The following is a 20,347-nucleotide window of genomic DNA, read 5'->3' on the forward strand; positions in this document are numbered from 1 at the left end:
CGCTCGTCGGCCCTGCCTCTCGGTGCCCTGGTCATCCGGCGCGGCTCACCGGAAGGCGTCGAGACCGGTGAGCGCCTTGCCCAGCACCAGTTGGTGCATCTCGACGGTGCCCTCGTAGGTGAGCACGGACTCCAGATTCGTCGCGTGCCGCATCACCGGGTACTCCAGGGAGATCCCGTTCGCGCCGAGAATCGTCCGGGCGGTACGGCAGATCTCGATCGCCTCCCGCACGTTGTTCAGCTTGCCGAAGCTGATCTGCTCGGGCCGGAGCCGTCCCGCGTCCATCCGCCGCCCCAGATGGTGGGCGAGCAGAATCCCCTTGTGCAACTCGACCGCCATGTCGGCGAGTTTGGCCTGGGTGAGCTGGAATCCGCCGATCGGTCTACCGAACTGCTCGCGGGTCCTCGCGTAGGCGACGGCCGACTCGAAACTGGCCCGCGCGGCCCCCATGGAGCCCCACACGATTCCGTAACGGGCGTGCGAGAGACAACTCAGCGGGCCTTTCAGTCCCTTGACCTCCGGCAGTACGGCGTTCGCCGGCAACCGCACGTCGTCCAGGACGAGTTCACTGGTGACCGAGGCACGCAGGGACCACTTGTGTTTGATCTCCGGCGCGGAGAACCCAGGCGTGTCCGTGGGTACGACGAACCCCCGCACACCGTCCTCGGTCTGCGCCCACACCACGGCGACCCCGGCGACGGACCCGTTCGTGATCCACATCTTCCGGCCGTTCAGGACCCAGTCGCCGCCGTCCCGCTTGGCGTACGTACGCATCGACGCCGGGTCGGACCCGTGGTCGGGCTCGGTGAGCCCGAAGCAGCCGATGACCTCACCGGCGGCCATGCGCGGCAGCCACGCCTGCTTCTGCTCCTCGCTGCCGAAGCGGTGGACGGCGTACATCGCGAGCGACCCCTGCACGGAGACCAGCGACCGGATCCCCGAGTCCGCCGCCTCCAGCTCCAGACAGGCCAGCCCGTACTGCACGGCGCTGGCTCCCGCGCACCCGTATCCCTCCAGCGACATCCCCAGCGCGCCGATCGCGCCCAGCTCCCGGGCCAGTTCCCGGATGCCGGGCAGCTCCCCCCGCTCGTACCAGTCGGCGACGTGCGGCAGGACCCGGTCGGCCGCCCAGCTCCGCACGGTGTCCCGCACGGCGAGGTCCTCGGGGTCCAGCAGTTCGTCGAGGCCGAGGAAATCGGCGGGGTCGAAGGACGGCGACTTCGCGGGCGCGGCCATGGGACAACCTCCGGCTCGTAAAACTAGCGATGCTCAGCACACTACCCATGGCCGGACGACCCGGCTGTACCGACCGGACACCCCGAGAGTCCGCGGCGTCTCAGTGGAGCGATTCCGCGCGCACGGACGGCGCCGCCTCGGCCTCCCGCGGCCCCGGCAGTTCCGCGGCGGCCCCGCACTCCATCCCCCGGGGCAGCCTCAGCGCCATCACCGCGCCGAGCACCAGCAGTGCCGCGCTCACCAGCAGCGTCATGTGCAGACCGTGGACGAAGGAGTCCCGGGCGGCGTGCCGCAGCGCCTCTCCCGAGGGGCCGCCCAGCCGGTCCGCGACCTCGTACGCCTCACCGAGCGAGTGCCCGGCGGCGGCGGAGGCCGACGAGGGCACCCCCGGGACGGACGCCAGCCCCGGCGCGTACGCCGCGTTCATCACGCTCCCGAGGAGCGCGATCCCGATCCCGGCGCCCAGTTGGTACGACGTCTCGCCGATCGCCGCCGCCCCGCCCGCCGACGACGCCGGGGCCTCGCTCAGCATCGACTCGTACGCGCCGAAGAGGGTCGTCTCCAGGCCGAAGCCCAGCAGCACGAACCCGGCGAGCAGCAGCCCCGCGTTGTCGTGCCGTCCCATGGCCGTCAGCAGGACGACGGCGAAGGCGGTGAGGCAGAAGCCGAGACAGACCATGCGGCGCGGCCCGAAGCGGTGCAGCAGATGGGAGCCGACGAGTCCCGCGGCCATCGCGGCGACGGTCAGCGGCAGCAGGCGCAGCCCGGTCTCCAGCGGGGACAGCCCGAGGACGAGTTGCAGATACTGGGCGGCGATCAGTTCGAGGCCCACCAGGGCGAGCATCGCGAGGACGATGCAGCCGACCGAGGTGCTGAACGCGGGCCGGGCGAACATCCGCAGGTCGACCAGTGGATGCGTCCGGCGCCGCTGCCGTCGTACGAACGCGGCCAGCAGCCCGCCGCCGCCGAGGAGGGCGAGCGCGGTACCCGGGTCGAACGGAGGGTGCCCGCCGCCGAGCCGCTTCACCGCGAGGACGACGCCGAAGAGACCGGCGGCCGCCATCAGGGCGCCGACCACGTCCCAGGGGCCGTCGTGGTCGCCCGTCGACTCGGGCAGCAGCAGCCGTCCGATCGGCAGACTCACCAGCATCAGCGGAATGTTGACCAGGAAGACCGAGCCCCACCAGAAGTGCTCCAGCAGGAACCCGCCGAGCAGCGGTCCCACGGCCGCGCCCACGGCGGCGACCGCGCTCCAGACGCCGATGGCGAGCGCCCGTTCGCGCCGGTCGGGGAAGACCTGGCGCAGGATCGACAGCGTGGCGGGCATGATCATCGCGCCGCCGACACCGAGCAGGGCGCGGGCCGCGATCAGGACCTGGGGGTTGTCGGCGAGGGCGGCGAGCCCGGAGGCGACGCCGAAGAGGGCGTATCCGAGCAGGAGGATCCGTCTGCGGCCGACCCGGTCGCCGAGGGTGCCGAAGAGGATCAGCAGCGAGGCACAGACCAGGGGGTAGACGTCGACGATCCAGAGCAGCTCCATGCCGCTCGGCCTGATGTCCTCGGTGACGGCGGGGACCGCCACGTGCAGCACGGTGGCGTCGACGGCGACGAGCAGCAGGCTGACGCAGAGGACGACGAGGACGACCCAGCGGTTGGCACCGGCCCCGGTGCCCGGACGGCGTCGTGCGGCGGCCGTGGGCGTCCCGGACATGTACGTACCTCCCAGAATGCTCTCGCGTTCGGCGGAACCACGGGGCGGGGACTCCCCTGCGGCCACGGCCCGGGAGGAGCGGCGTCCCGGACCCGCGCAACGAAAGGCGAGCGAGCCGTCAGCGTACGCGAGTCGCGGCGGGTGCAGCGTGGCGGGTGTCTCATGGAAGCCTCGTGCGCGGTGTGGCGTACGCCACGCCCCGGGCCCGTCCACCGGTCCTCCATGACTCCCTCATCACTCGTCCGTGGGTCGTGCGTGGCTCGTCCGCCACCGTCCGTCAGGGACCCACCACACGGCCCCGGCCCGGCCGGTTCCCGACTCCGCCGATAATCGAGCGCGTGACCGATCTTGCCACGCGCCCGGCGCCGCCTTCCGTGCGGCGGGCCGCCCCCGCGCTCCTCGGGTACGCCGCCGTGCGCGCCCTGGGCCTCCTCGCCCTCGCCGGGTGGAGCGCGGCACGCGACAAGAGCGCCCTGACCTTGCTGTCGGCCCGCTGGGACTCGCTCTGGTACACCCGCGTCGCCGAACTCGGTTACGGCTACGAGGTGCGGCTGCCGAACGGCGACGTCCACTCGAACCTGGCGTTCTTCCCCCTGCTCCCGTGGCTGGAGCGGGGGGTGTCGGCGGTGACCCCGCTGTCGTACGCCCATGCCGGCCTCGCCGTCGCCACACTCGCCTCGCTCGCCGCGGCCTGGGGGATCTTCGCGGTCGCCGACCATGTGTACGGCAGGCGGGCCGGTGTCTGCACCGTGCTGCTGTGGGCCGTGCTGCCGGTGGGCATCGTCCAGTCGATGGCGTACACGGAGTCGCTGTTCACCGCGCTGGCCGCCTGGTCGCTGTACGCCGTCCTGACCGGCCGCTGGGTGGCGGCGGGCGCGCTGGCGGCCCTGGCCGGGCTCACCCGGCCGGTGGGGGTCTCGGTGGTCGCGGCGCTCTGGGCGGCCGCGATCGTGTCGTACCTACGGGACCGGCGGCCCGCATCCGCTCCCCCGTCCGTACGGAACCGGAGTGCGGAGGCATCGAGCAGCGCACGCCTTGCACCACGCGCCCTCGGCATGCTCCTCGCACCTCTGGGGGCCCTCGGCTACGTCCTGTGGGTCGGCCGGCACACGGGCAGGGGCCCGCTCGGCTATCTCGACGTCCAGGCCGGCTGGCGCAACGGCTTCGACGGCGGGTACGCCTTCGCGCGTTTCGTCGCCGACAAGTTCACGTCGTTCCCGTCGGCCCTGGCGGGAGTCGGGCTGATCATCGGAGTGGCGTTGATCGTCTGGCTGTACGTCGTGTGCGTACGGCAGGGGCAGCCGCTGCCGTTGCTGGTCTACGCGGGGGTCGTCACCGCGCTGGCGCTGTGCGCGTCGAGCTACTTCGGCTCCAAGCCCCGGCTGCTGCTCCCGGCCTTCCCCCTGCTGCTGCCGCTCGCCCGGGTCCTCGCCCGGACCCGTGTGCCCAGGTCAGCGGCGATCCTCGGGGCCGCCGGGGTGGCGTCGGCGCTCTACGGGGCGTTCTGGCTGAACGGCTCGGGTCCGCCCTGACCGGCCGGCGACGGACCGCGAGCGAACGGGTAATTCCACGCAAGCATTCGGTTAACGAATTCAAAAGGGGCGTAAAACGGCCGCCCGGCAAGAGGCCATGGAATTGAAGGCCAAGTGGCGCAACGATTCGCCAATCAGTAGAAATAAACATCATTATGAGAGGAATCCCACATCACGGCGTCATCACAAACCCGGTGATTCACGTCGCGCCGGAGCTCACTCGCTGTAACGTCGATTGAGTGCGTACCGAACCAAAGCCGACCCGTCTGGACCGGGTCTTCTCCAGGCTGGACCGTGAGCCGGAACGACCGGCTCACATCGATGTGCCGGTGATGACCCGCCACCGGGTGGTCCTCTTCGCCTCCACCCTGGCCTTCTACGTGGCCATCGTGTGGGCCGTCGTGATCACCTCGTGGCTGGTCCGCCTCGACTGGCAGATCATGTTCTTCCGGCCGTACCAGCAGTGGCAGCAGATCCACGCCTTCCTGGACTACTACGTCGTCCTGGGCCAGCGCGGCCCCACCGCCGTGATGGTCGCCGCCTGGCTGGGCTGGCGCTCCTGGAGACAGCACACCCTGCGCCCGATGCTGGCGCTCGGTGTCTCGCTGCTGCTGCTGAACATCACGGTCGGCGCCGCCAAGATCGGCATGGGCCGGCTCGGCCCGCACTACGCCACCGAGATCGGTTCCAACGAGATGTGGCTCGGCGGCGACATATTTCCTTCGGGACACACCGCCAACGCCGTGGTGACCTGGGGGATCCTGGCCTATCTGGCGTCGACGCCGAGGGCCCGGCGCTGGCTCTCCGCGCTGTCCGCCGTGATCTCGCTCGGGGTCGGCCTCACCACGGTCTACCTCGGGACGCACTGGCTGAGCGACGTCCTGCTGGGCTGGGCCGCCGGTCTGCTGATCATGCTGGCGCTGCCCTGGTTCGAGCCGCTGATCGCCCGCGCCGAGGCCCGGATCCTCTCGCTGCGCGACACCTGGCGCGACCGCCGTACGGCACCGGTGCCGGCGCCCGCACCCGCACCCGCCGCCACACCCGCCGGAACGGCCGTGGCGCGCGGACCCGTCGAGGAGCCCGCGGGACTGCGGGACACCGGAGTCGCGGCCCGCGCCGCACACCCGCCGATCGTGCCGCTGCATCTGTCCACCGGACCGCATCTGACCAGGTCGGAGAGGGCTCCGGTCACCCCGAACGGCTCCCGCAGGCCGCCCCACGCCGACCGGGTCGCGCACAACGCCGCCCCGGCCCGGCCGGTCGCGGGCGGCTGACACGAGACAGCGGGGCCGGTACGCACAGCCCATGCCCCGCACGGACGAAGGCCCGGCTCCCCATGAGCCGGGCCTTCGTCCGTCCCGCGTCCGGATGCCGTCCCTCAGCCCTTCCGGTCGCGTCTCCCGGCCGTCCGTCAGCCCTTCCAGGCGCCTGCCGGGGCCGTCCCTCAGCCTTTCCAGGCGCGCCTGCCGGGGCCGTCCCTCACCCCTTCCAGGCGCGCTTCACCCGGCCGTCCTCGACCTCCAGGTTCAGCCGCCCGAAGCGGTACTCCATCGTGACGATCGCGCCCGGCGGCAGCTTTCTGACAGTGGACCAGCCGCGTTCCACGGCTCGGCGCTCGGCGTCGGGCGCCTGAAGTCCGACGTACGCGTCAGGGTCGTCCCGGGGCTCTTCGGAGGGGTTGGGAATCGGTGCCATGGCCGCCACGGTAGGCGGCCGGAGCTTCCCTGTCCTCCCGCAGTCACGCTTCTGTCACAGAACCACGACACCCGTTTCGGCCCAACGCAGTCACACGTTCGAGCGGTTCCTTACGCGTCGCCCGCGCTGCCGGACGGAATTCCCGGCCGCTTCGACACCATCGCGAATAGCCCGTCGGAAAGCAGGCCGGGCCGTGTATGTCCGGTGCATGTCCAGCCTTTTCCCACTGATTCCCGGACGGCTGCCGGAAGCCCCCACCTCATGGGAAATACACGGTTCCCGCACACTTCCCCCGTACGCCCCCTGTCGGAGCCACGGGGGCGCGAGCATCATGGCGTGCGGCACGGGCCCAGGACGCGGCGGCGAAGGGGCGAGCGATGGGGACCGAGACCGCACAGGCGGTGGCACGACCCGTCCGGGCGAAGGCGCCGGGACGGCTGGCGGCCGACTGGCTGACCACGACGGACCACAAGAAGATCGGCCACCTCTACCTGGTCACGTCGTTCCTGTTCTTCCTGGCGGCCGGTGTGATGGCGCTGGTCATGCGTGCCGAACTGGCCCGGCCGGGCACACAGATCGTGGACAACGAACAGTTCAACCAGCTGTTCACGCTGCACGGCACGATCATGCTGCTGCTCTTCGCGACCCCGACCTTCGCCGGGTTCGCCAACGAGATCATGCCCTTGCAGATCGGCGCGCCCGACGTCGCCTTCCCCCGGCTGAACATGCTGTCGTACTGGCTGTTCCTGTTCGGCGGGCTGATCGTGCTCGGCTCGCTGCTGGTGCCGTCGGGGCCCGCCGCCTTCGGCTGGTTCGCCTACGCGCCGCTGAACGGCCTGGAACGGTCACCGGGGATCGGGGCCGACATGTGGATCATGGGGCTGGCACTGTCCGGCTTCGGCACGATCCTCGGCGCGGTGAACTTCCTGACCACGATCATCGGGATGCGCGCGCCCGGCATGACGATGTTCCGGATGCCGATCTTCACCTGGAACACGCTGTTCACGTCGATCCTGATCCTGATGGCGTTCCCGGTGCTCGCCGCCGCGCTCCTGGTGCTGGAGGCGGACCGGCGGTTCGGCTCGCAGGTCTTCGACGCGGCCAACGGCGGCGCGTTGCTGTGGCAGCACCTGTTCTGGTTCTTCGGGCACCCCGAGGTCTACATCATCGCCCTCCCCTTCTTCGGGATCATCACGGAGATCATCCCGGTCTTCAGCCGCAAGCCGATCTTCGGCTATCTGACGCTGGTCGGGGCCACGATGGCGATCACCGGGCTGTCGATCGTGGTGTGGGCGCACCACATGTTCGCCACGGGCGCGGTGCTGCTGCCGTTCTTCTCGTTCATGAGCTTCCTGATCGCCGTGCCGACGGGGGTGAAGTTCTTCAACTGGACGGGGACGATGCTGAAGGGCTCGCTGTCCTTCGAGACACCGATGCTGTGGGCGACCGGCTTCCTGGTGTCGTTCCTGTTCGGCGGTCTGACGGGGGTGATCCTGGCGTCGCCGCCGATGGACTTCCATGTCACGGACTCGTACTTCGTGGTCGCGCACTTCCACTACGTGGTCTTCGGCACGGTCGTCTTTGCCACCTTCGCCGGGTTCTACTTCTGGTGGCCCAAGTTCACCGGGAAGATGCTCGACGAACGGCTCGGCAAGATCCAGTTCTGGACGCTGTTCGTCGGCTTCCACACCACGTTCCTGGTGCAGCACTGGCTGGGCGCCGAGGGCATGCCCCGGCGGTACGCCGACTACCTGGCCGCCGACGGCTTCACGGCCCTGAACACGGTCTCGTCGATCGGCGCGTTCCTGCTGGGCCTGTCCACCCTGCCGTTCCTGTACAACGTCTGGCGGACGTCCCGGTACGGGGTGCGGGTCGACGTCGACGACCCCTGGGGCTACGGCCGGTCGCTGGAGTGGGCGACCTCGTGTCCGCCGCCGCGCCACAACTTCGTGACCCTGCCCCGGGTCCGCTCCGAGGCGCCGGCGTTCGACCTGCACCACCCCAGGTTCGCGGCGATCACGCCGCCCCAGACGCGGAAGGGCCAGGAGCGGACGCCGCATCCCCGGTTCGGTCAAGAACGGCCGACAGACGGTCCCGGAGAGTCCTGATGGTTCCGGTCAGCTCCGCCGGTTCGACGACCTCGAAGTCGACGCCGGTCATCATCACGTGAATGGCCATCACGTCCAGGCTCGGCGCCCCGGTACGCAACAGACAGCTGTGCTCGTCGTACTCCTCCAGGGTGCCCGCCGAGGGCGAGATCAGTTCGACGGCCTCGTGCAGGGGCACCAGCAGCCGTACGACGGCGTGCGCGGCGTACACGGTCGTGGAGACCCCGCGTGAGACGTACGCGGCGAGGTCCTCGGCGGGCGGCTCGCGCGGGGTGAAGCGCGGGCCGTGCGGCGGTGTGGTCGTGACCCGGTCGACGCGGAAGGTGCGCCAGCCCGCGCGGTCGACGTCCCAGGCGACCAGGTACCAGCGGCGCTCGGTGCACACCAGGCGGTGCGGCTCGACGGTACGGCGGGTCGAGGTGCCGCCGTGGTCGCGGTACTCGAAGCGCAGCCGCTCGGCGTCCCGGCAGGCGTTGGCGAGTTCGGTGAGCACCCCGGGGTCGACCGCGGAGAGCTGCGGGCCGCGCAGCAGCGGCACGGTGAAGGCGTTCAGGGCGCCCACCCGGCGGCGCAGCCGGTGCGGCAGCACCTGTTCGAGTTTGGCGAGGGCGCGGACGGAGGACTCGCCGATGCCGTCGATGCCCTGGCCGGCGGCCGAGCGCAGCCCGACGGCCACCGCGACGGCCTCCTCGTCGTCGAGGAGCAGCGGCGGGAGTTCGGCCCCGGCGCCGAGCTGGTAGCCGCCGCCCGTGCCGGGACTGGCGTTGACGGGGTAGCCCAGCTCGCGCAGCCGGTCCACGTCGCGGCGGACCGTGCGCGCGGTGACCCCGAGGCGGCCGGCCAGTTCCGAGCCGGACCATTCGCGGTGGGCCTGCAGCAGCGAGAGCAGGCGGAGCAGCCGTGCCGATGTCTCCAACATGGGAGGAGTCTGGCAGTGGTCGAGGACAGGTGGTGTCCTCGACCACCGCGGAACATGCGACCACCGCGGAACATGCGGCCCCGTCCCCGGGCCGGCCCGCCGGGGGACGCCTCGGCCCCGCTCAGCTCGCGGCGACGACCGTGACGGACAGGTCGTTGTCCGCCGTGTAGAACGGCGCTGCCGTCACCGGACCGTGCCCGGTCTCGACCCGCTTCCCGGGATAGACGAGGACGGGAGTCTTCTCGACGATGTCGTCGAGCAGCCGCGCGACGCGCGCCCGTGGGCCGGACTCCCCCCGCGGACGCAGCCACAGGTCCCAGGTGCCGGCCCGCAGCTCGCCGTAGGGCACCGTGAAGCGGAGGCCGCCCCGGTCGTCCGGGGTGAGGCCGGCCCGGAGGGCGGGCACGGCCCCCGTCCGGTCGGTGAACTCGGCGTACGCCTCGGGCGTGGGATCGGCGCCGTACGCGCGGACGGTGACCTCCAGTCCGGCGTCGCCGATGTGGAGCGCACCCGCCTCGGCGTGCGGGGAGCGCTCCCAGCTGCGGATGCTGAGGTTGCCGTGCTTGGTGCCGTACGGGATGCGGACGGCGACCCGGCCCGCGGCGGGGGCCGGGGCGCGGTCGACGAGGGAGCGCAGGTCGTTGAGGCCGGGGGCGAGCCGGTGCGGCTCGTCGTCGGCGACCTGGAGGTAGACGTCCCAGCGGCCCTCGGAAAGGTCCGTGCCGGTGGGCAGCGCGGCCCGCAGCCGGCCGTTGCCGGCCGGGGTCAGCGGCAGGCGCGTCCTGCGGTCGCCGCCGCGCAGGTGGAGGACGAGGTGGGCGGCGTCGGTCACCCCCGGGTCGGCGATGTCGAAGGTCAGGCCGCCGGCGAAGTCGGCGACACAGTCGGCGCGCGGCGGTGTGCCCCTGTCCCCCGGGTCGTCGCGGCGCGTGGGCTGCCGCGGAGCCGACGTCATCATGCCGTGCGGCCCTTCCTGATCGCGGAACGCGCGGAACGTCCGGCATCCCGAACGGCGTACGCACTGCCGAGCAGAGCGCCACGGGTACGGTGCAGTGATCCGCGGACCCGGCCCACCGGCGAGGCGCCGCCCCGGACGAGAAGGTCGCCGAAGAGCGTCTCGTACCGCTCGGCGATACGGGCCGGGTCGAAGCGCTCGGAGTCCTGGAGCGCGGCGTGCGCCATCCGCCGCCGTTTGTCGTCGTCGTTGATGAGTTCCAGCAGACCGTCGGCGATGGCCTCGACGCTGCCGACCTCGACCAGACGGCCGTCGACGCCGTCCTCGATGATCTCGCCGGGGCCGTGCGGACAGTCGGTGGAGACCACCGGCAGCCCGCAGCGCATGGCCTCCACGATCGTCATGCCGAAGGACTCCAGGCTGGAGGTGACGGCCGCGATGGAGCCCTTGGCCCACTCGGGCTCGATGGGGGTGGCGGGGCCCATCAGGTACACGTGGTTGTAGAGGCCCATCGTGTCGACGAGGGAACGGAGCTGGTCCTTCTGCTTGCCGCTGCCGTAGATCCGCAGGCGCCAGTCGGGCCGCTCCCGGCGGACCTTGTCGAAGGCCCGCACGAGCAGGTCGTAGCGTTTCACGGGCGCGAGCCGCCCGGCAGCGACGACCCACTTGCCGGAGCCGTCGGCAGGGTCGATGCCCGGCGCGGGCACCGGGTTGGGCACGGCCCGCACGCGCACGCCGGGCAGGCGCATCTTCCCGTAGGCGCGCGCATCGGCCTCGGTGGTCGTGGTGAGCGCGTCGAGCCGCGGGTAGACACCGCGCAGGGTGGCGCGCAGGGCCGGGGAGTGGCTGTCGAGCGTGAGGTGCTCCTGGCCGACGCGGACCGGGCCGCGGCGGGTCTGCCGGGCCATGTGCACGTTCAGCCCGGGGCGGGTGCCGACCAGGACGTCGGCGTCGACCGAGGAGAGGTACTCGGCGATGCGGCGGTCGGTCAGGGCGCTGTACTGGCCGTAACGCCCCTCGGCGCGCGGGAAGACCTTGGCGGGGCGCTCCAGGTCGGCGTGCCCCTGGTCCGCGCCGCCCTTCCGGATGTCGACGAGGCCGCGCAGCCGGACCCTCGGGTCGGCGTCGAAGACCGGCCCGTCACGATGGCGGAAGACGGAGACGATCTCCACGTCGTGCTGTTCGGCCAGGGTGTTCGCGAGGTTGTACGTGGTGCGGATCGTTCCCCCGATGCCGTACGCGTTGTGTATGAGGAATGAAATGTGCATGCGTCCCCCGAATCCCCTGATTTCCCTGGTCATCCGTTGATTTCCCCGGTCATCCGTCCATGGCGGTGCTGGTCCACCACCATCCGGTTAGACCCGGTGTCCCCGGGGATGGTTGGAAGGCATCATCAATTTGTGCCGGAACGGTTGCCCGATCGATAGCCGGACGAGGGAACCTGTTCGCCGCTCAACGCATCAGGGGCTGTAGGGGAGTTGCGGAACGTCGAAGCAGTTCTCGTTCATGTCCCCTTGGGTCAGCCAGCCCTTCCCGTCCTGCCAGCGGGCCACGGACACGCAGCTCCGACGGGTGCTCGGGGGCTCGGTGAGCCGCTCGAAGCGGACGGGCACGAGAAGGCCGTCGGCGCTGTAGGGCTCGTCGCGGTTCATGAACCGGTCGACACACGCGCGCGTGACGCCTTCCCGGCTTCCGGCGCACGAGCGCGCCGCGTCCGTGAACCACATCGCGGCCGCCCAGCCCTCCAGCTGCCACTGGGAGTGCGTCTTCAGCGTCTTCGTCGCCTCCCGGAACTCCCGTACGGCTCCGTCCCGGAGGTCCGCATGGTTGCGGCTGGAGCCGGTGGCCCACAGGGCGTTGCGGCAGCGCGGGGCGTCCGCGTAGTCCTCGGCGATCGTGGAGGTCCAGTTCTGCACGTTGGTGACCTTGGCGGTGAGGTCGACGCCCGCCGCGTCCAGCGCCGCGCACAGCCGGGCGTTGCCGTGGCCGTCGATGGCGTCGAAGACCAGGTCCACGCCCCGCTCCTCGATGTCGGCGGCGACCGCGCGGAAGTTGGGCAGCGCGAAGTCCACCTGCTCCGTGACGACTTCGTACCCCTCCGCCTTGAGCCCCCGCACGACCAGGCGCGCGTACGCGGCCGACGCGGGCTGGTTGTACGAGACGACGGCCGCGGTACGGGCGCCGTGCTCGCGCCGGAAGTAGCGGTAGACCTCGGTGCCGCCGTACTGCTTCCCGTCCCAGCCCGTCGTGCCGTTCCGGGGCGCGAGGCTGCCGTAGAGGCTGTAGAGGTACGGATAGGTGTCGTAGGCCGGGCCGACGGGCTGGCCGCCGATGTCGGGCACGCGCGCGCGGGCGACACGGGAGGCGCCCGCGTAGTCGAGGGCGGTGGTGGCGACCAGCGCGACCACGCCGTCCTCCTCCACGAGCCGGTGCACGCACTCGTTGTTGCCGACGCCGCTGCCCCCGTCGTCGCACTCGCGCACCTCGACGCGGCGGCCGGCGATGCCGCCGCGCGCGTCGAGCGCGGCGAAGTAGGCCCTCGCCCCGTCGCGCGGCCCGGTGAACGCGGTGCCGCCGACCGGGCTGGTGACACTGGTGATGATCCCGACGCGCAGCGGCTCGGCGCTCGCGGGCGCCGTGGTGCGCTCCCGGTGCTCGAAGTCGCTCTCCGGGAGCCGGCTGCCGCAGGCCGTCACCAGCAGGAGCAGCAGACCCGCGGCGGCCGTCTCAGCAGCCCGGACCCGGTGTCGCATTGCCGCTCAGCGCGACCAGTCCGCACAGCGTCTTGACGGACAGCTTCCAGGTGCCGTCCTGTTCCACGGCCGTGCCCGCCGCGTCCGGCAGTGCCGTGGCACCCTCCAGCAGCAGGGTGTACGTCACGTCGGCGCCGGTCGCCGAGGTGAACGTCACCTTCTTGACCTCGGCCTCCACCTGCCCGCCGCGCTTGTCGCCGCTGAACGCGGCGAGGACCGGGCCCATCTCGTCGCCGTTCTCCAGCACGGCCTGCTTCTCCTTGGTGGAGGTGGCCGGGTCGAAGAACGTCTTCCAGTTCTTCTTGATCTGTTTCTCGGCGGCCGCCGTGTCCGCGGGCGCGCTCGCGGACACGGTTGTCTCGCCGGGCTCGGCGGTCGTCCGTTCCACGGTCGGCGTGGGCGGCGCCGTGTCGCCGCCGCCCCCGCTGTCGTCGCTGCACGCCGCGAGGGCCGGGGCGAGGAGGAGTACCAGGGCGGCCGCCAGGGCCGTACCCCGTCCCGCCGCGCGTGGGCCGCGGGCCCGCCGTCCGTTCGCCCGCCTGAGGTCGCTCCCGAGAACCATCTGGCTCACCACCGGGTGTCGGTCCGGGCGGTGCGCGCCCGGTGCTTTCAGGGTCAGGTTGCAGGGGGCATAGTGCAAGCCATCGGCTGAGATGGACAGACACACGACGTGTGGAGGCCCTGATGCGGACAGCCCGACCGCGCGACGCGCACCCCGTTCCCGGGCCCGCCTGGGCCGGCTGGGCCGCGCTCGCCGCCGGAGCGGTGCTGTGCGTCGTCGGCTGGTACGGCGTCTCCGGCGAGCGCTTCGCCGAACGCCAGCTCCCCTACCTGGCCTCCTGCACGGTGCCCGGCGCCGCGCTGATCGTCGCGGGCGCGGTCCTCCTCGCCCGCGGCCGGGACGCCCTGGCCGCCTCGCGCGTCGAGGAGCTGTACGGCCTCCTGGTCGCCGCCGACCCGTCCGGCGCCGAGGCCGAGGCGGCCGGGCAGGCGGCCGCTGTGCCGCTCGCCACCAGCGGCAGACTGCTGATGGTCCCCGGCGGCACCCTCTGGCACCGCGCGGACTGCCCGCTGGTGGCGGGGAAGGCGGAGGCGGTGCCGGTGGACTCACGGGTCCTGGCGAGCGGTGAACTGCGCCCCTGCCCGATCTGCGAAGCGCCCGACGGAAGCGACCCCGCCGAGCCCGCGGAGGGCTGATGGCCCCGCTGACGTACGACCTCACGCTGGCCTCGCTGACGTACGACCTGACGCTGGCCGGGCTGTCGGTCGGCAGCGCGGCCGCCCTCACCGGGATCGGCCTGATCGTCACGTACCGGGCGACGGGCGTGCTCAACTTCGCGCACGGGGCGATCGCGATGGTGTGCGCGTATCTGCTGCGGCAGTGCACCGTGGAGTGGGGGTGGCCGCTCTGGCTCGGCACCCTCGTGACCCTGCTGCTGGCCGCCCCCGCCCTCGGCCTGGCCCTGGAGCGCCTCGTCTTCCGCCCGCTCGCCGTGCTCGGCGGCGACCCCGCGCAGACCCTCGTCGCCTCCATCGGCGTCTTCGTCCTCCTCGTCGGCGGGGCCGTGCTGGTGTGGGGGCAGGGGGCGCGGGACGACGCACCGACGCTGGTGCCGGGCGACCCGTGGGGCCAGTTGGCGGTGGTCGTGGCGGTCGCGGCGGCCGTGGGCGTGGTCACCGGCCGGACGCGCTTCGGCCGCGAACTCCGGGCCGTCATGGACGACCGTTCCCTCGCCGTCCTCGGTGGTGTCGACGCGGACCGGGTCGCCGCCGCGGGCTGGGCGTTCGGCTCCTTCACCGCGGGCCTGACGGGGGTGCTCCTGGCGCCCTACGTACGCCTCGACCCGTACGGCATGCCGCTGCTGGTGATGGAGGTGGTCGCCGTGGCGGTCGCCGCCCGGATGCGCAGCCTCCCGGTGGCCGTGCTGGTCGCACTGGCCATCGGGGTCGCGCAGAGCCAGCTGACCCGGTTCCACCCGTCGGGCCGGGCGGAGCCGCTGCTCCAGGCGGTGGGCGCCAACCTCTTCGTGGTCGCCCTGCTGGTCGCGGCGCTCGTCCTGCCCGGCGTGGGGACCCGCGACGCGCTGCCCCGCACGGCGACCGTGCGGGGCAGCGCCCCCGCCGGCGCCTGGATCGTGGCGCTCGCGCTGTTCCTGATCCCGCTGGGCTTCGCGGGCGAGGACCTGCACACCGCCGTCCAGGTCCCGGCGCTGGGCGTGGTCCTGCTCTCCCTGGTGGTGGTGACGGGCCGGGGCGGCCAGATCTCCCTGGGCCAGGCCGCGTACGCGGGTCTGGGCGCGCTCTTCACGGCCCTGCTGTCGGCCGGCCGCCTCCCGTTCCTCCCGGCCCTGCCCGAGCTGACCGCCCTCCTCGTCGCCGTCCTCCTCGTGGCCCCGCTCGGCCTGCTGACCGGCGGGCCGGCCATCCGCCGCCACGGTCTGGCGCTGGCCCTCGCCACGTTCGCCGTGGGCGTCGGCGTCAGCCGCTTCGTCCTCGCCCAGCCCTACGCGACCTCGGGCCTGACCCCGACACGCCCCACGGGCTTCGAGGGGGACCGCGCCTACTACGTCCTGGAGCTGGGCCTGCTGCTCCTCGCCCTGCTGGCCACCCGCGCCCTGCGCCGTGGCCGCACCGGCCGGGCCCTCGCCGCTCTGCGGGACCACGAGTCCGGCGCGTCGGCGGCGGGCGTTCGGGTGCCGTCGCTGAAGCTGGCCGCGTTCGTGGCGGGCGCCGCCCTGGCCGCCCTCGGCGGCGGCATGCTCGCCATGGGCGTCCGGGCCTTCGACCCCGCCGCCTACGACCCCGTCCGCGGCCTCCTCTGGTTCGCAGCGATCGTCGTCCTGGGGGCCGACAGCACACTCGGCGCCCTCGCGGCGGCGGCCCTCCTGGTGGGCCTGGACGCCGGTACGAAGGGCGGCGTGGCGGCGGCGCTGATCGGCCTCCTGGCGGCTCTGGTGGGCCGCTTCCCGGGCGGTGCCCACGAGGCGCTGCGGGCGGGAGTCGCCCGACTGCGTCCCGGGTCGGGCGGCCGACGCGCACTGACGCCGACGGGGGTGCGGGCCCGGGAGCGGCTACGGGCGGGCAGGTCGTCGAGCGGCGGGAGTGCGGCGAGGACCGGGCGGGGCGCGACGGGAGCGGGCCGGGGCGGGCCGTACGGGGCAGAGACGAACCGAAGCGCGGCGAGCACCCCGGAGGCGGACCGAGGCGTCTCCGAGGCTCCACTGCCGCCGCGGGCCGGGATCGGGCCGGCCCGCACGGCGAGACCGGCGGAGACCGCACCCGGCCCGACAGAAACGGACCCGGGCACACCGGACGCGCCGGAGACGGACCGAGGCGGATCCCACGCCCCACAACCGCCACGGGCCGGGCCCACACCCCACGCGGCCCGCACCGCCAGCCCGGCCGAGACCGCACCCGGCGAACCGTCCCTGCCGCCCCGGCCCGGGACGGGCACCGGCACCGGCCCCGTGCAGCGCCGGGCCCGCACGGGTGCCCCGCCCTCGGCACTCCCCCTCCGGGCCCGCCACCTCCGCGTCGATTACGGCGGCTTCATCGCGCTCGACGGTGTCGACCTCGACGTGCTTCCGGGGCGGGTCGGCGCGGTGGTGGGCCCCAACGGGGCCGGGAAGAGCACCCTCTTCCACTGTCTCGCCGGGACGTCGCGGCCGGGGCAGGGCCGCGTGCGGCTCGGCGGACGGGACATCACGAGGCTTCCGGCGCACGCGCGCACGCGGCTCGGCATCGCCCGGACGTTCCAACAGCTGGCGGTCTTCCCGTCCTTGACCGTGGCGGAGAACGTACGGGTGGGGGCCGAGCAGGGGCGCGTCGCCGATCCCGCGGCCGTGGAGCGGGCGTTGCGGCTGTTCGGGCTGGACGGGGCGGTACGGACGGCACCGGCGGCCGGGCTGCCGACGGGGACGCTGCGGCGGGTCGAGCTGGCGCGGGCGCTCGCCGGAAGCCCGCGGGTGCTGCTGCTCGACGAGCCCGCCGCCGGACTCGACACGGCCGAAGTGGCCGCCCTGGCCCGCGTCCTGCGCGCCCTCGCCGACGACGGCATGGCCCTGCTGGTCGTCGAGCACGACCTGGACCTCGTCGCGGACCTCGCGGACGTCGTGCACGTCATGGCGACGGGCCGGATCGTCACCTCCGGTCCCGCCGGCCACGTCCTGCGCGCACCGGGCCCGCTCGGCCCCCTCGACCCGGCGGTGGATCGATGACCCTCCTCTCCCTGCGCCGCGTCCGCGTCCGCTACGGCCCCCTGGAGGCCCTGCACGGCATCACCCTCGCCGCCCCGGGCCCCGGTCTCACCGTCCTGCTGGGCCGCAACGGCTCCGGCCGGACGACGGCACTGCGGGCCCTCGCCGGCACGGTCCCGCTCTCCGGCGGCGCCGTGGTGTGGGACGGGGTCGACGTGACCCGGACACCGGCGTACGAGCGGGCCCGGCGGGGTCTCGTCCTCGTCCCCGAGCGGCGGGCGGTCTTCGGTTCGCTCACCGTGCGCGAGAACCTCGAACTGGCCACGCCGGACCTCTCGTACGCCCTGGCCGCCTATCCGCGGCTCGGTGCCCTGCTCCCGCGCCGCGCCGGCACCCTCTCCGGGGGCGAGCAGCGCATGCTCGCCCTCGCCCGTGCCCTGTCGGTGCCCACGCGGCGGGTCGTGCTCGTCGACGAACCCGCCCAGGGCATGTCACCGGCGGTCGCGGCCCGCACGTACGGACTGCTGAGCCGCCTCGACGCCTGTGTGGTCGTCGCCGAACAGCGCCTGCCGCCGGAGCTGCGGGACGTACCGGGTGTCCTCGTGCACGAACTGCGGCGCGGGACGGTGGTCTTCGGCGGCGAGGCGGCCGAACTCGCGTGACGGGCCCGGCGGACGGGTCAGAGGTCGAGCCGCTGGCCCGGCACGATCAGGTCGGGGTCGCCCCCGATGACGGCCCTGTTGGCGGCGTAGACCTGCCGCCAGGTGGTCCCGTGCCGGGCGGCGATACCGTTCAGCGTGTCGCCCTGCCGGACGGTGTAGTCGCCGCGGGACGAGCCCCGGTCCGCGTGGCCGACGGGCCGCGACGGGGTCTTTCCGGCGGACGTCTCGGGCCTCGCGGGGGTGGCCCGGTTCGATCCGGTCGTGGCCGCGCCGGCGGAGGGCGCGCCGGGCGCGCTGCCGGTCGCCCCGGCACGGCGGGAGCAGGTGGGCCACGCTCCCCAGCCCTGGGCCCGCTGGACCTTGGTGGCGACCGCGATCTGCTGGGACCGGGAGGCCCGGTCGGCGGTCGCCGCGTAGGCGGTGCCACCGTAGGCGCGCCAGGTGGAGGCGGCGAACTGCAGGCCGCCGTAGTAGCCGTTGCCGGTGTTGATGTGCCAGTCGCCGCCGCTCTCGCACTTGGCGATGCGGTCCCACACCCCGCTGTCGGCCGCCGAGGCGGTGCCGGTCAGGGCCAGGAGTCCCAGCGGGGCGAGCAGCGCCGCCCCGGCGAGGACCGCAGTCGTACGCGTCCTGCGGGAGCTGCGGCGCGTGGTATCGGCACATTCGGACATGAAGATCCCTCTCCACGGACCCGGGGTCCCCCGGAGCGGGGCGCTTCCCGCGCATGGACGCGGGTGTCGCGCTCCGCCCCGTCCGCCGGAGATGGTGCTGCGCGCTGTCTGGCTCTGCGCGGCCGGCGGACGTACCCGAGCGGTGCTCGTTGCACACGGCCGGGAATGTAAAGAGGTTGACGAGCTGTCAGCAAGCAATCGCCCGTCCTGGGAGGCCAGTTCGCGGTTACCGCGAGTAGCGGTCAAATCAGGCCACCCATTTCATTCCCTGATTTCCGGATATGTCGACCAAGTGACCCGATGGCCTGTGACTCACTTCACCGGATCAACTTCCTCGGACCTCGGGGAAGTTGGCGCGGAGTAACCGATTCCGCCCAAGGTTTCACGCTGCGCTGCGGTTGGTTCGATTCCGTTCGTCGTCGGGCGTGACTCCGGCCACAGATCGCCCGTTGTCTTCTGCATGAGCCGGAACCTCCGTGCTCATGGGCCGGGCGCCACCCGGCACCGACACGCACCGCATCCCGAGGAGCCACCCGTGCCGCGCATGCTCGAGGTCAGCGACGAGGTACGCGCCGAGATCGGCGACGAAGAAGCCGACCGGCTGCTCGCCGGAGAGAACGCCCCCGGCGGCTACGACTGCACGTCGTGCCGCACCCCCGGCGACTCCGAACAGGAGCGCACCAGCACCGTCCTCTTCGTGGGCGACGAGACAGCCGTGCTCGCCTTCGCCCACTCCACCTGTCTGCCCTCCCAGGTCGTCCAGGTCACCGAGGAGCAGTTGCAGGGCGCCGCCCGTTCCATCGCCGGGGACAGCCCGGCCCCGGCCGCGCCCGAGCAGGCCGTGCTCGGGGTCACCAGCGGACTGATCCTGCTCAGCGGCGAGCTGCACCCGGCGCTGGTCGTCGAACCGACCGCCCCCATCGCTCGCCCCGGCACCACCGGCGTCGGCGACGACTTCCTGCCGCTGCTCATCGAGCAGGGCTTCATGCCGCTCCCCCAGATCGACTCCGTACCGCCCGTGCTGCACGGCTGGTCGGTCCTGCTCGCCATGGGACAGCTGCACGCCATCCTGCAGCCCGGCACCACCGGTGGTTCACCGGTCGCGTGGTGGCAGGCCCACCAGGCACTGCAGGTCGCCGACGCGTGGCGGGCCGCCGCCAACAAGCACCAGCAGGTCCTGATGTTCGCGGCGCCGGTGGGGTCGATCGGGCGGCAGCCGCGGGAGGACCTGCTGCGGGACGCGCTCGACAAGGCCGCGGCGAACGGGAAGCTGGTGGCGGCGACCCTGCCGCTGGCCGGCACCTGAGCGCACCGCCCGCCGGAGCCGTCACGACCCGCCCCTCGGGGCGCGATCCCTTCCCGTAGCCCGACTTCCCGGAGGCTGAATGGTTGAGGTAGCGCATCCCTTCCGGGGCGGGGTCGTTGGCACAGGCGTGCACGCATACGACGTTCCCCGCCGCCAGTCCTACCCGTCGATCCCGTCCATGCGGCCGACCCAGGATCCTTCGGCCACGCCCATCTACGACACGCTCTACGCGGAGTGGGTCAGGAGCTATCGGACCCTGCCGGGCGACCGGCACGGGGAGGAGGATCTGGGGTTCACGGGCTTCGGCACCCCGTCGCACGGCTCCGGCGGATCACGCGTCACCGGGTCGTACACCTCCGGTTCGTACGGCGCCCGGCACGCGGCGGGGCATCTCGCCACCCAGCGCGAGACGCAGCCCGGTCACACCTCCGGAACGGCGGCCGTGTGGCAGCCGGTCGGGCGCATCCCCACCGGGCACACGGGGATGCACCACATCCCGTCGCCCCTGCCCCCGAACCCGCGCCGGGGTCTGTGACCACGCGGAGACGCGAAGCGGCGCGCAGGGACACATGAGGAGGGCGGCCGCCCGAAGGTCGGATGACC

17 protein-coding genes are annotated in these 20,347 nt (G+C 72.9%); 8 read left to right on the top strand and 9 right to left on the bottom strand.

Going from position 1 to position 20,347, the window contains the following annotated elements; genetic code table 11:
- Window positions 1–45: 45 nt before the first annotated feature.
- The gene (locus ACZ6BB_RS15465) at window positions 46–1,236 is read right to left on the bottom strand and encodes an acyl-CoA dehydrogenase family protein (RefSeq protein WP_471615686.1); all 1,191 of its coding nucleotides are present in this window, start codon (window positions 1,234–1,236) and stop codon (window positions 46–48) included.
- 100 nt (window positions 1,237–1,336) lie between these two features.
- Window positions 1,337–2,947: an MFS transporter gene (locus ACZ6BB_RS15470; protein ID WP_471615687.1), complete on the bottom strand. Its 1,611-nt coding sequence runs from the start codon at window positions 2,945–2,947 to the stop codon at window positions 1,337–1,339.
- A 338-nt stretch (window positions 2,948–3,285) separates the two neighbouring features.
- Here ACZ6BB_RS15470 and ACZ6BB_RS15475 point away from each other — a divergent pair, with 338 nt between their 5' ends.
- Together ACZ6BB_RS15475 and ACZ6BB_RS15480 are read left to right on the top strand one after the other, a co-directional pair.
- Complete coding sequence (locus ACZ6BB_RS15475) at window positions 3,286–4,479, top strand: glycosyltransferase family 39 protein (protein WP_471615688.1); 1,194 nt, start codon at window positions 3,286–3,288, stop codon at window positions 4,477–4,479.
- Window positions 4,480–4,718: 239 nt separating this feature from the next.
- Window positions 4,719–5,753 (top strand): phosphatase PAP2 family protein, encoded by a 1,035-nt coding sequence (locus ACZ6BB_RS15480; RefSeq protein WP_471615689.1) that lies wholly within the window; start codon window positions 4,719–4,721, stop codon window positions 5,751–5,753.
- 205 nt (window positions 5,754–5,958) lie between these two features.
- Here ACZ6BB_RS15480 and ACZ6BB_RS15485 read toward each other — a convergent pair whose 3' ends face one another.
- Window positions 5,959–6,174, bottom strand: coding sequence for an I78 family peptidase inhibitor (locus ACZ6BB_RS15485; protein WP_471615690.1), 216 nt, complete (start codon window positions 6,172–6,174; stop codon window positions 5,959–5,961).
- Window positions 6,175–6,551: 377 nt separating this feature from the next.
- On the opposite strand from ACZ6BB_RS15485, the gene ctaD reads away from it, so the two are divergent.
- Window positions 6,552–8,282 (top strand): aa3-type cytochrome oxidase subunit I, encoded by a 1,731-nt coding sequence (gene ctaD / locus ACZ6BB_RS15490; RefSeq protein ID WP_471615691.1) that lies wholly within the window; start codon window positions 6,552–6,554, stop codon window positions 8,280–8,282.
- Here ctaD and ACZ6BB_RS15495 read toward each other — a convergent pair.
- From ACZ6BB_RS15495 to ACZ6BB_RS15515, 5 genes are all read right to left on the bottom strand, one after another.
- Window positions 8,191–9,201, bottom strand: coding sequence for a helix-turn-helix transcriptional regulator (locus ACZ6BB_RS15495; RefSeq protein ID WP_471615692.1), 1,011 nt, complete (start codon window positions 9,199–9,201; stop codon window positions 8,191–8,193). The genes ctaD and ACZ6BB_RS15495 overlap by 92 nt on opposite strands.
- A gap of 121 nt (window positions 9,202–9,322) precedes the next feature.
- Window positions 9,323–10,156 carry a hypothetical protein gene (locus tag ACZ6BB_RS15500; RefSeq protein WP_471615745.1) on the bottom strand — a complete coding sequence of 278 codons (834 nt, stop codon included), beginning with the start codon at window positions 10,154–10,156 and terminating at the stop codon, window positions 9,323–9,325.
- Window positions 10,156–11,424, bottom strand: coding sequence for a glycosyltransferase family 4 protein (locus ACZ6BB_RS15505; RefSeq protein ID WP_471615693.1), 1,269 nt, complete (start codon window positions 11,422–11,424; stop codon window positions 10,156–10,158). Before ACZ6BB_RS15505 ends, ACZ6BB_RS15500 begins: the two co-directional genes overlap by 1 nt.
- 192 nt (window positions 11,425–11,616) lie before the next feature.
- Window positions 11,617–12,909 (bottom strand): ABC transporter substrate-binding protein, encoded by a 1,293-nt coding sequence (locus ACZ6BB_RS15510; RefSeq protein ID WP_471615694.1) that lies wholly within the window; start codon window positions 12,907–12,909, stop codon window positions 11,617–11,619.
- Window positions 12,884–13,471, bottom strand: coding sequence for an MTB12 C-terminal domain-containing protein (locus ACZ6BB_RS15515; protein WP_471615695.1), 588 nt, complete (start codon window positions 13,469–13,471; stop codon window positions 12,884–12,886). Before ACZ6BB_RS15515 ends, ACZ6BB_RS15510 begins: the two co-directional genes overlap by 26 nt.
- Before the next feature lie 122 nt (window positions 13,472–13,593).
- Here ACZ6BB_RS15515 and ACZ6BB_RS15520 point away from each other — a divergent pair, with 122 nt between their 5' ends.
- Genes ACZ6BB_RS15520 through ACZ6BB_RS15530 form a run of 3 tightly spaced genes read left to right on the top strand, consistent with a single transcriptional unit; the run spans window position 13,594 to window position 17,767 of the window.
- Complete coding sequence (locus tag ACZ6BB_RS15520) at window positions 13,594–14,106, top strand: hypothetical protein (RefSeq protein ID WP_471615696.1); 513 nt, start codon at window positions 13,594–13,596, stop codon at window positions 14,104–14,106.
- 26 nt (window positions 14,107–14,132) lie between these two features.
- Window positions 14,133–17,126 carry an ABC transporter permease subunit gene (locus ACZ6BB_RS15525; protein ID WP_471615746.1) on the top strand — a complete coding sequence of 998 codons (2,994 nt, stop codon included), beginning with the start codon at window positions 14,133–14,135 and terminating at the stop codon, window positions 17,124–17,126.
- The gene (locus tag ACZ6BB_RS15530) at window positions 17,123–17,767 is read left to right on the top strand and encodes an ATP-binding cassette domain-containing protein (RefSeq protein WP_471615697.1); all 645 of its coding nucleotides are present in this window, start codon (window positions 17,123–17,125) and stop codon (window positions 17,765–17,767) included. Before ACZ6BB_RS15525 ends, ACZ6BB_RS15530 begins: the two co-directional genes overlap by 4 nt.
- Window positions 17,768–17,784: 17 nt before the next feature.
- Here the strand turns inward: ACZ6BB_RS15530 and ACZ6BB_RS15535 are convergent, their stop codons facing one another.
- Window positions 17,785–18,438 (bottom strand): LysM peptidoglycan-binding domain-containing protein, encoded by a 654-nt coding sequence (locus ACZ6BB_RS15535; protein ID WP_471615698.1) that lies wholly within the window; start codon window positions 18,436–18,438, stop codon window positions 17,785–17,787.
- A gap of 535 nt (window positions 18,439–18,973) precedes the next feature.
- Here ACZ6BB_RS15535 and ACZ6BB_RS15540 point away from each other — a divergent pair.
- Complete coding sequence (locus tag ACZ6BB_RS15540; protein WP_471615699.1) at window positions 18,974–19,744, top strand: hypothetical protein; 771 nt, start codon at window positions 18,974–18,976, stop codon at window positions 19,742–19,744.
- Between the two features lie 178 nt (window positions 19,745–19,922).
- A complete protein-coding gene (locus ACZ6BB_RS15545) occupies window positions 19,923–20,279 on the top strand; it encodes a hypothetical protein (RefSeq protein WP_471615700.1) in 357 nt (118 codons plus the stop codon).
- Window positions 20,280–20,347: the final 68 nt, after the last annotated feature.

The sequence above is a fragment of the Streptomyces sp. NPDC041108 genome (assembly GCF_055592645.1).

Coding starts and splice junctions, on each gene's coding strand:
- ACZ6BB_RS15465 (WP_471615686.1), bottom strand. CDS start 1,236: ATGGCCGCGCCCGCGAAGTCGCCGTCCTTCGACCCCGCCGATTTCCTC.
- ACZ6BB_RS15470 (WP_471615687.1), bottom strand. CDS start 2,947: ATGTCCGGGACGCCCACGGCCGCCGCACGACGCCGTCCGGGCACCGGG.
- ACZ6BB_RS15485 (WP_471615690.1), bottom strand. CDS start 6,174: ATGGCACCGATTCCCAACCCCTCCGAAGAGCCCCGGGACGACCCTGAC.
- ctaD (WP_471615691.1), top strand. CDS start 6,552: ATGGGGACCGAGACCGCACAGGCGGTGGCACGACCCGTCCGGGCGAAG.
- ACZ6BB_RS15495 (WP_471615692.1), bottom strand. CDS start 9,201: ATGTTGGAGACATCGGCACGGCTGCTCCGCCTGCTCTCGCTGCTGCAG.
- ACZ6BB_RS15500 (WP_471615745.1), bottom strand. CDS start 10,156: ATGACGTCGGCTCCGCGGCAGCCCACGCGCCGCGACGACCCGGGGGAC.
- ACZ6BB_RS15505 (WP_471615693.1), bottom strand. CDS start 11,424: ATGCACATTTCATTCCTCATACACAACGCGTACGGCATCGGGGGAACG.
- ACZ6BB_RS15510 (WP_471615694.1), bottom strand. CDS start 12,909: ATGCGACACCGGGTCCGGGCTGCTGAGACGGCCGCCGCGGGTCTGCTG.
- ACZ6BB_RS15515 (WP_471615695.1), bottom strand. CDS start 13,471: ATGGTTCTCGGGAGCGACCTCAGGCGGGCGAACGGACGGCGGGCCCGC.
- ACZ6BB_RS15520 (WP_471615696.1), top strand. CDS start 13,594: ATGCGGACAGCCCGACCGCGCGACGCGCACCCCGTTCCCGGGCCCGCC.
- ACZ6BB_RS15530 (WP_471615697.1), top strand. CDS start 17,123: ATGACCCTCCTCTCCCTGCGCCGCGTCCGCGTCCGCTACGGCCCCCTG.
- ACZ6BB_RS15535 (WP_471615698.1), bottom strand. CDS start 18,438: ATGTCCGAATGTGCCGATACCACGCGCCGCAGCTCCCGCAGGACGCGT.
- ACZ6BB_RS15545 (WP_471615700.1), top strand. CDS start 19,923: ATGCGGCCGACCCAGGATCCTTCGGCCACGCCCATCTACGACACGCTC.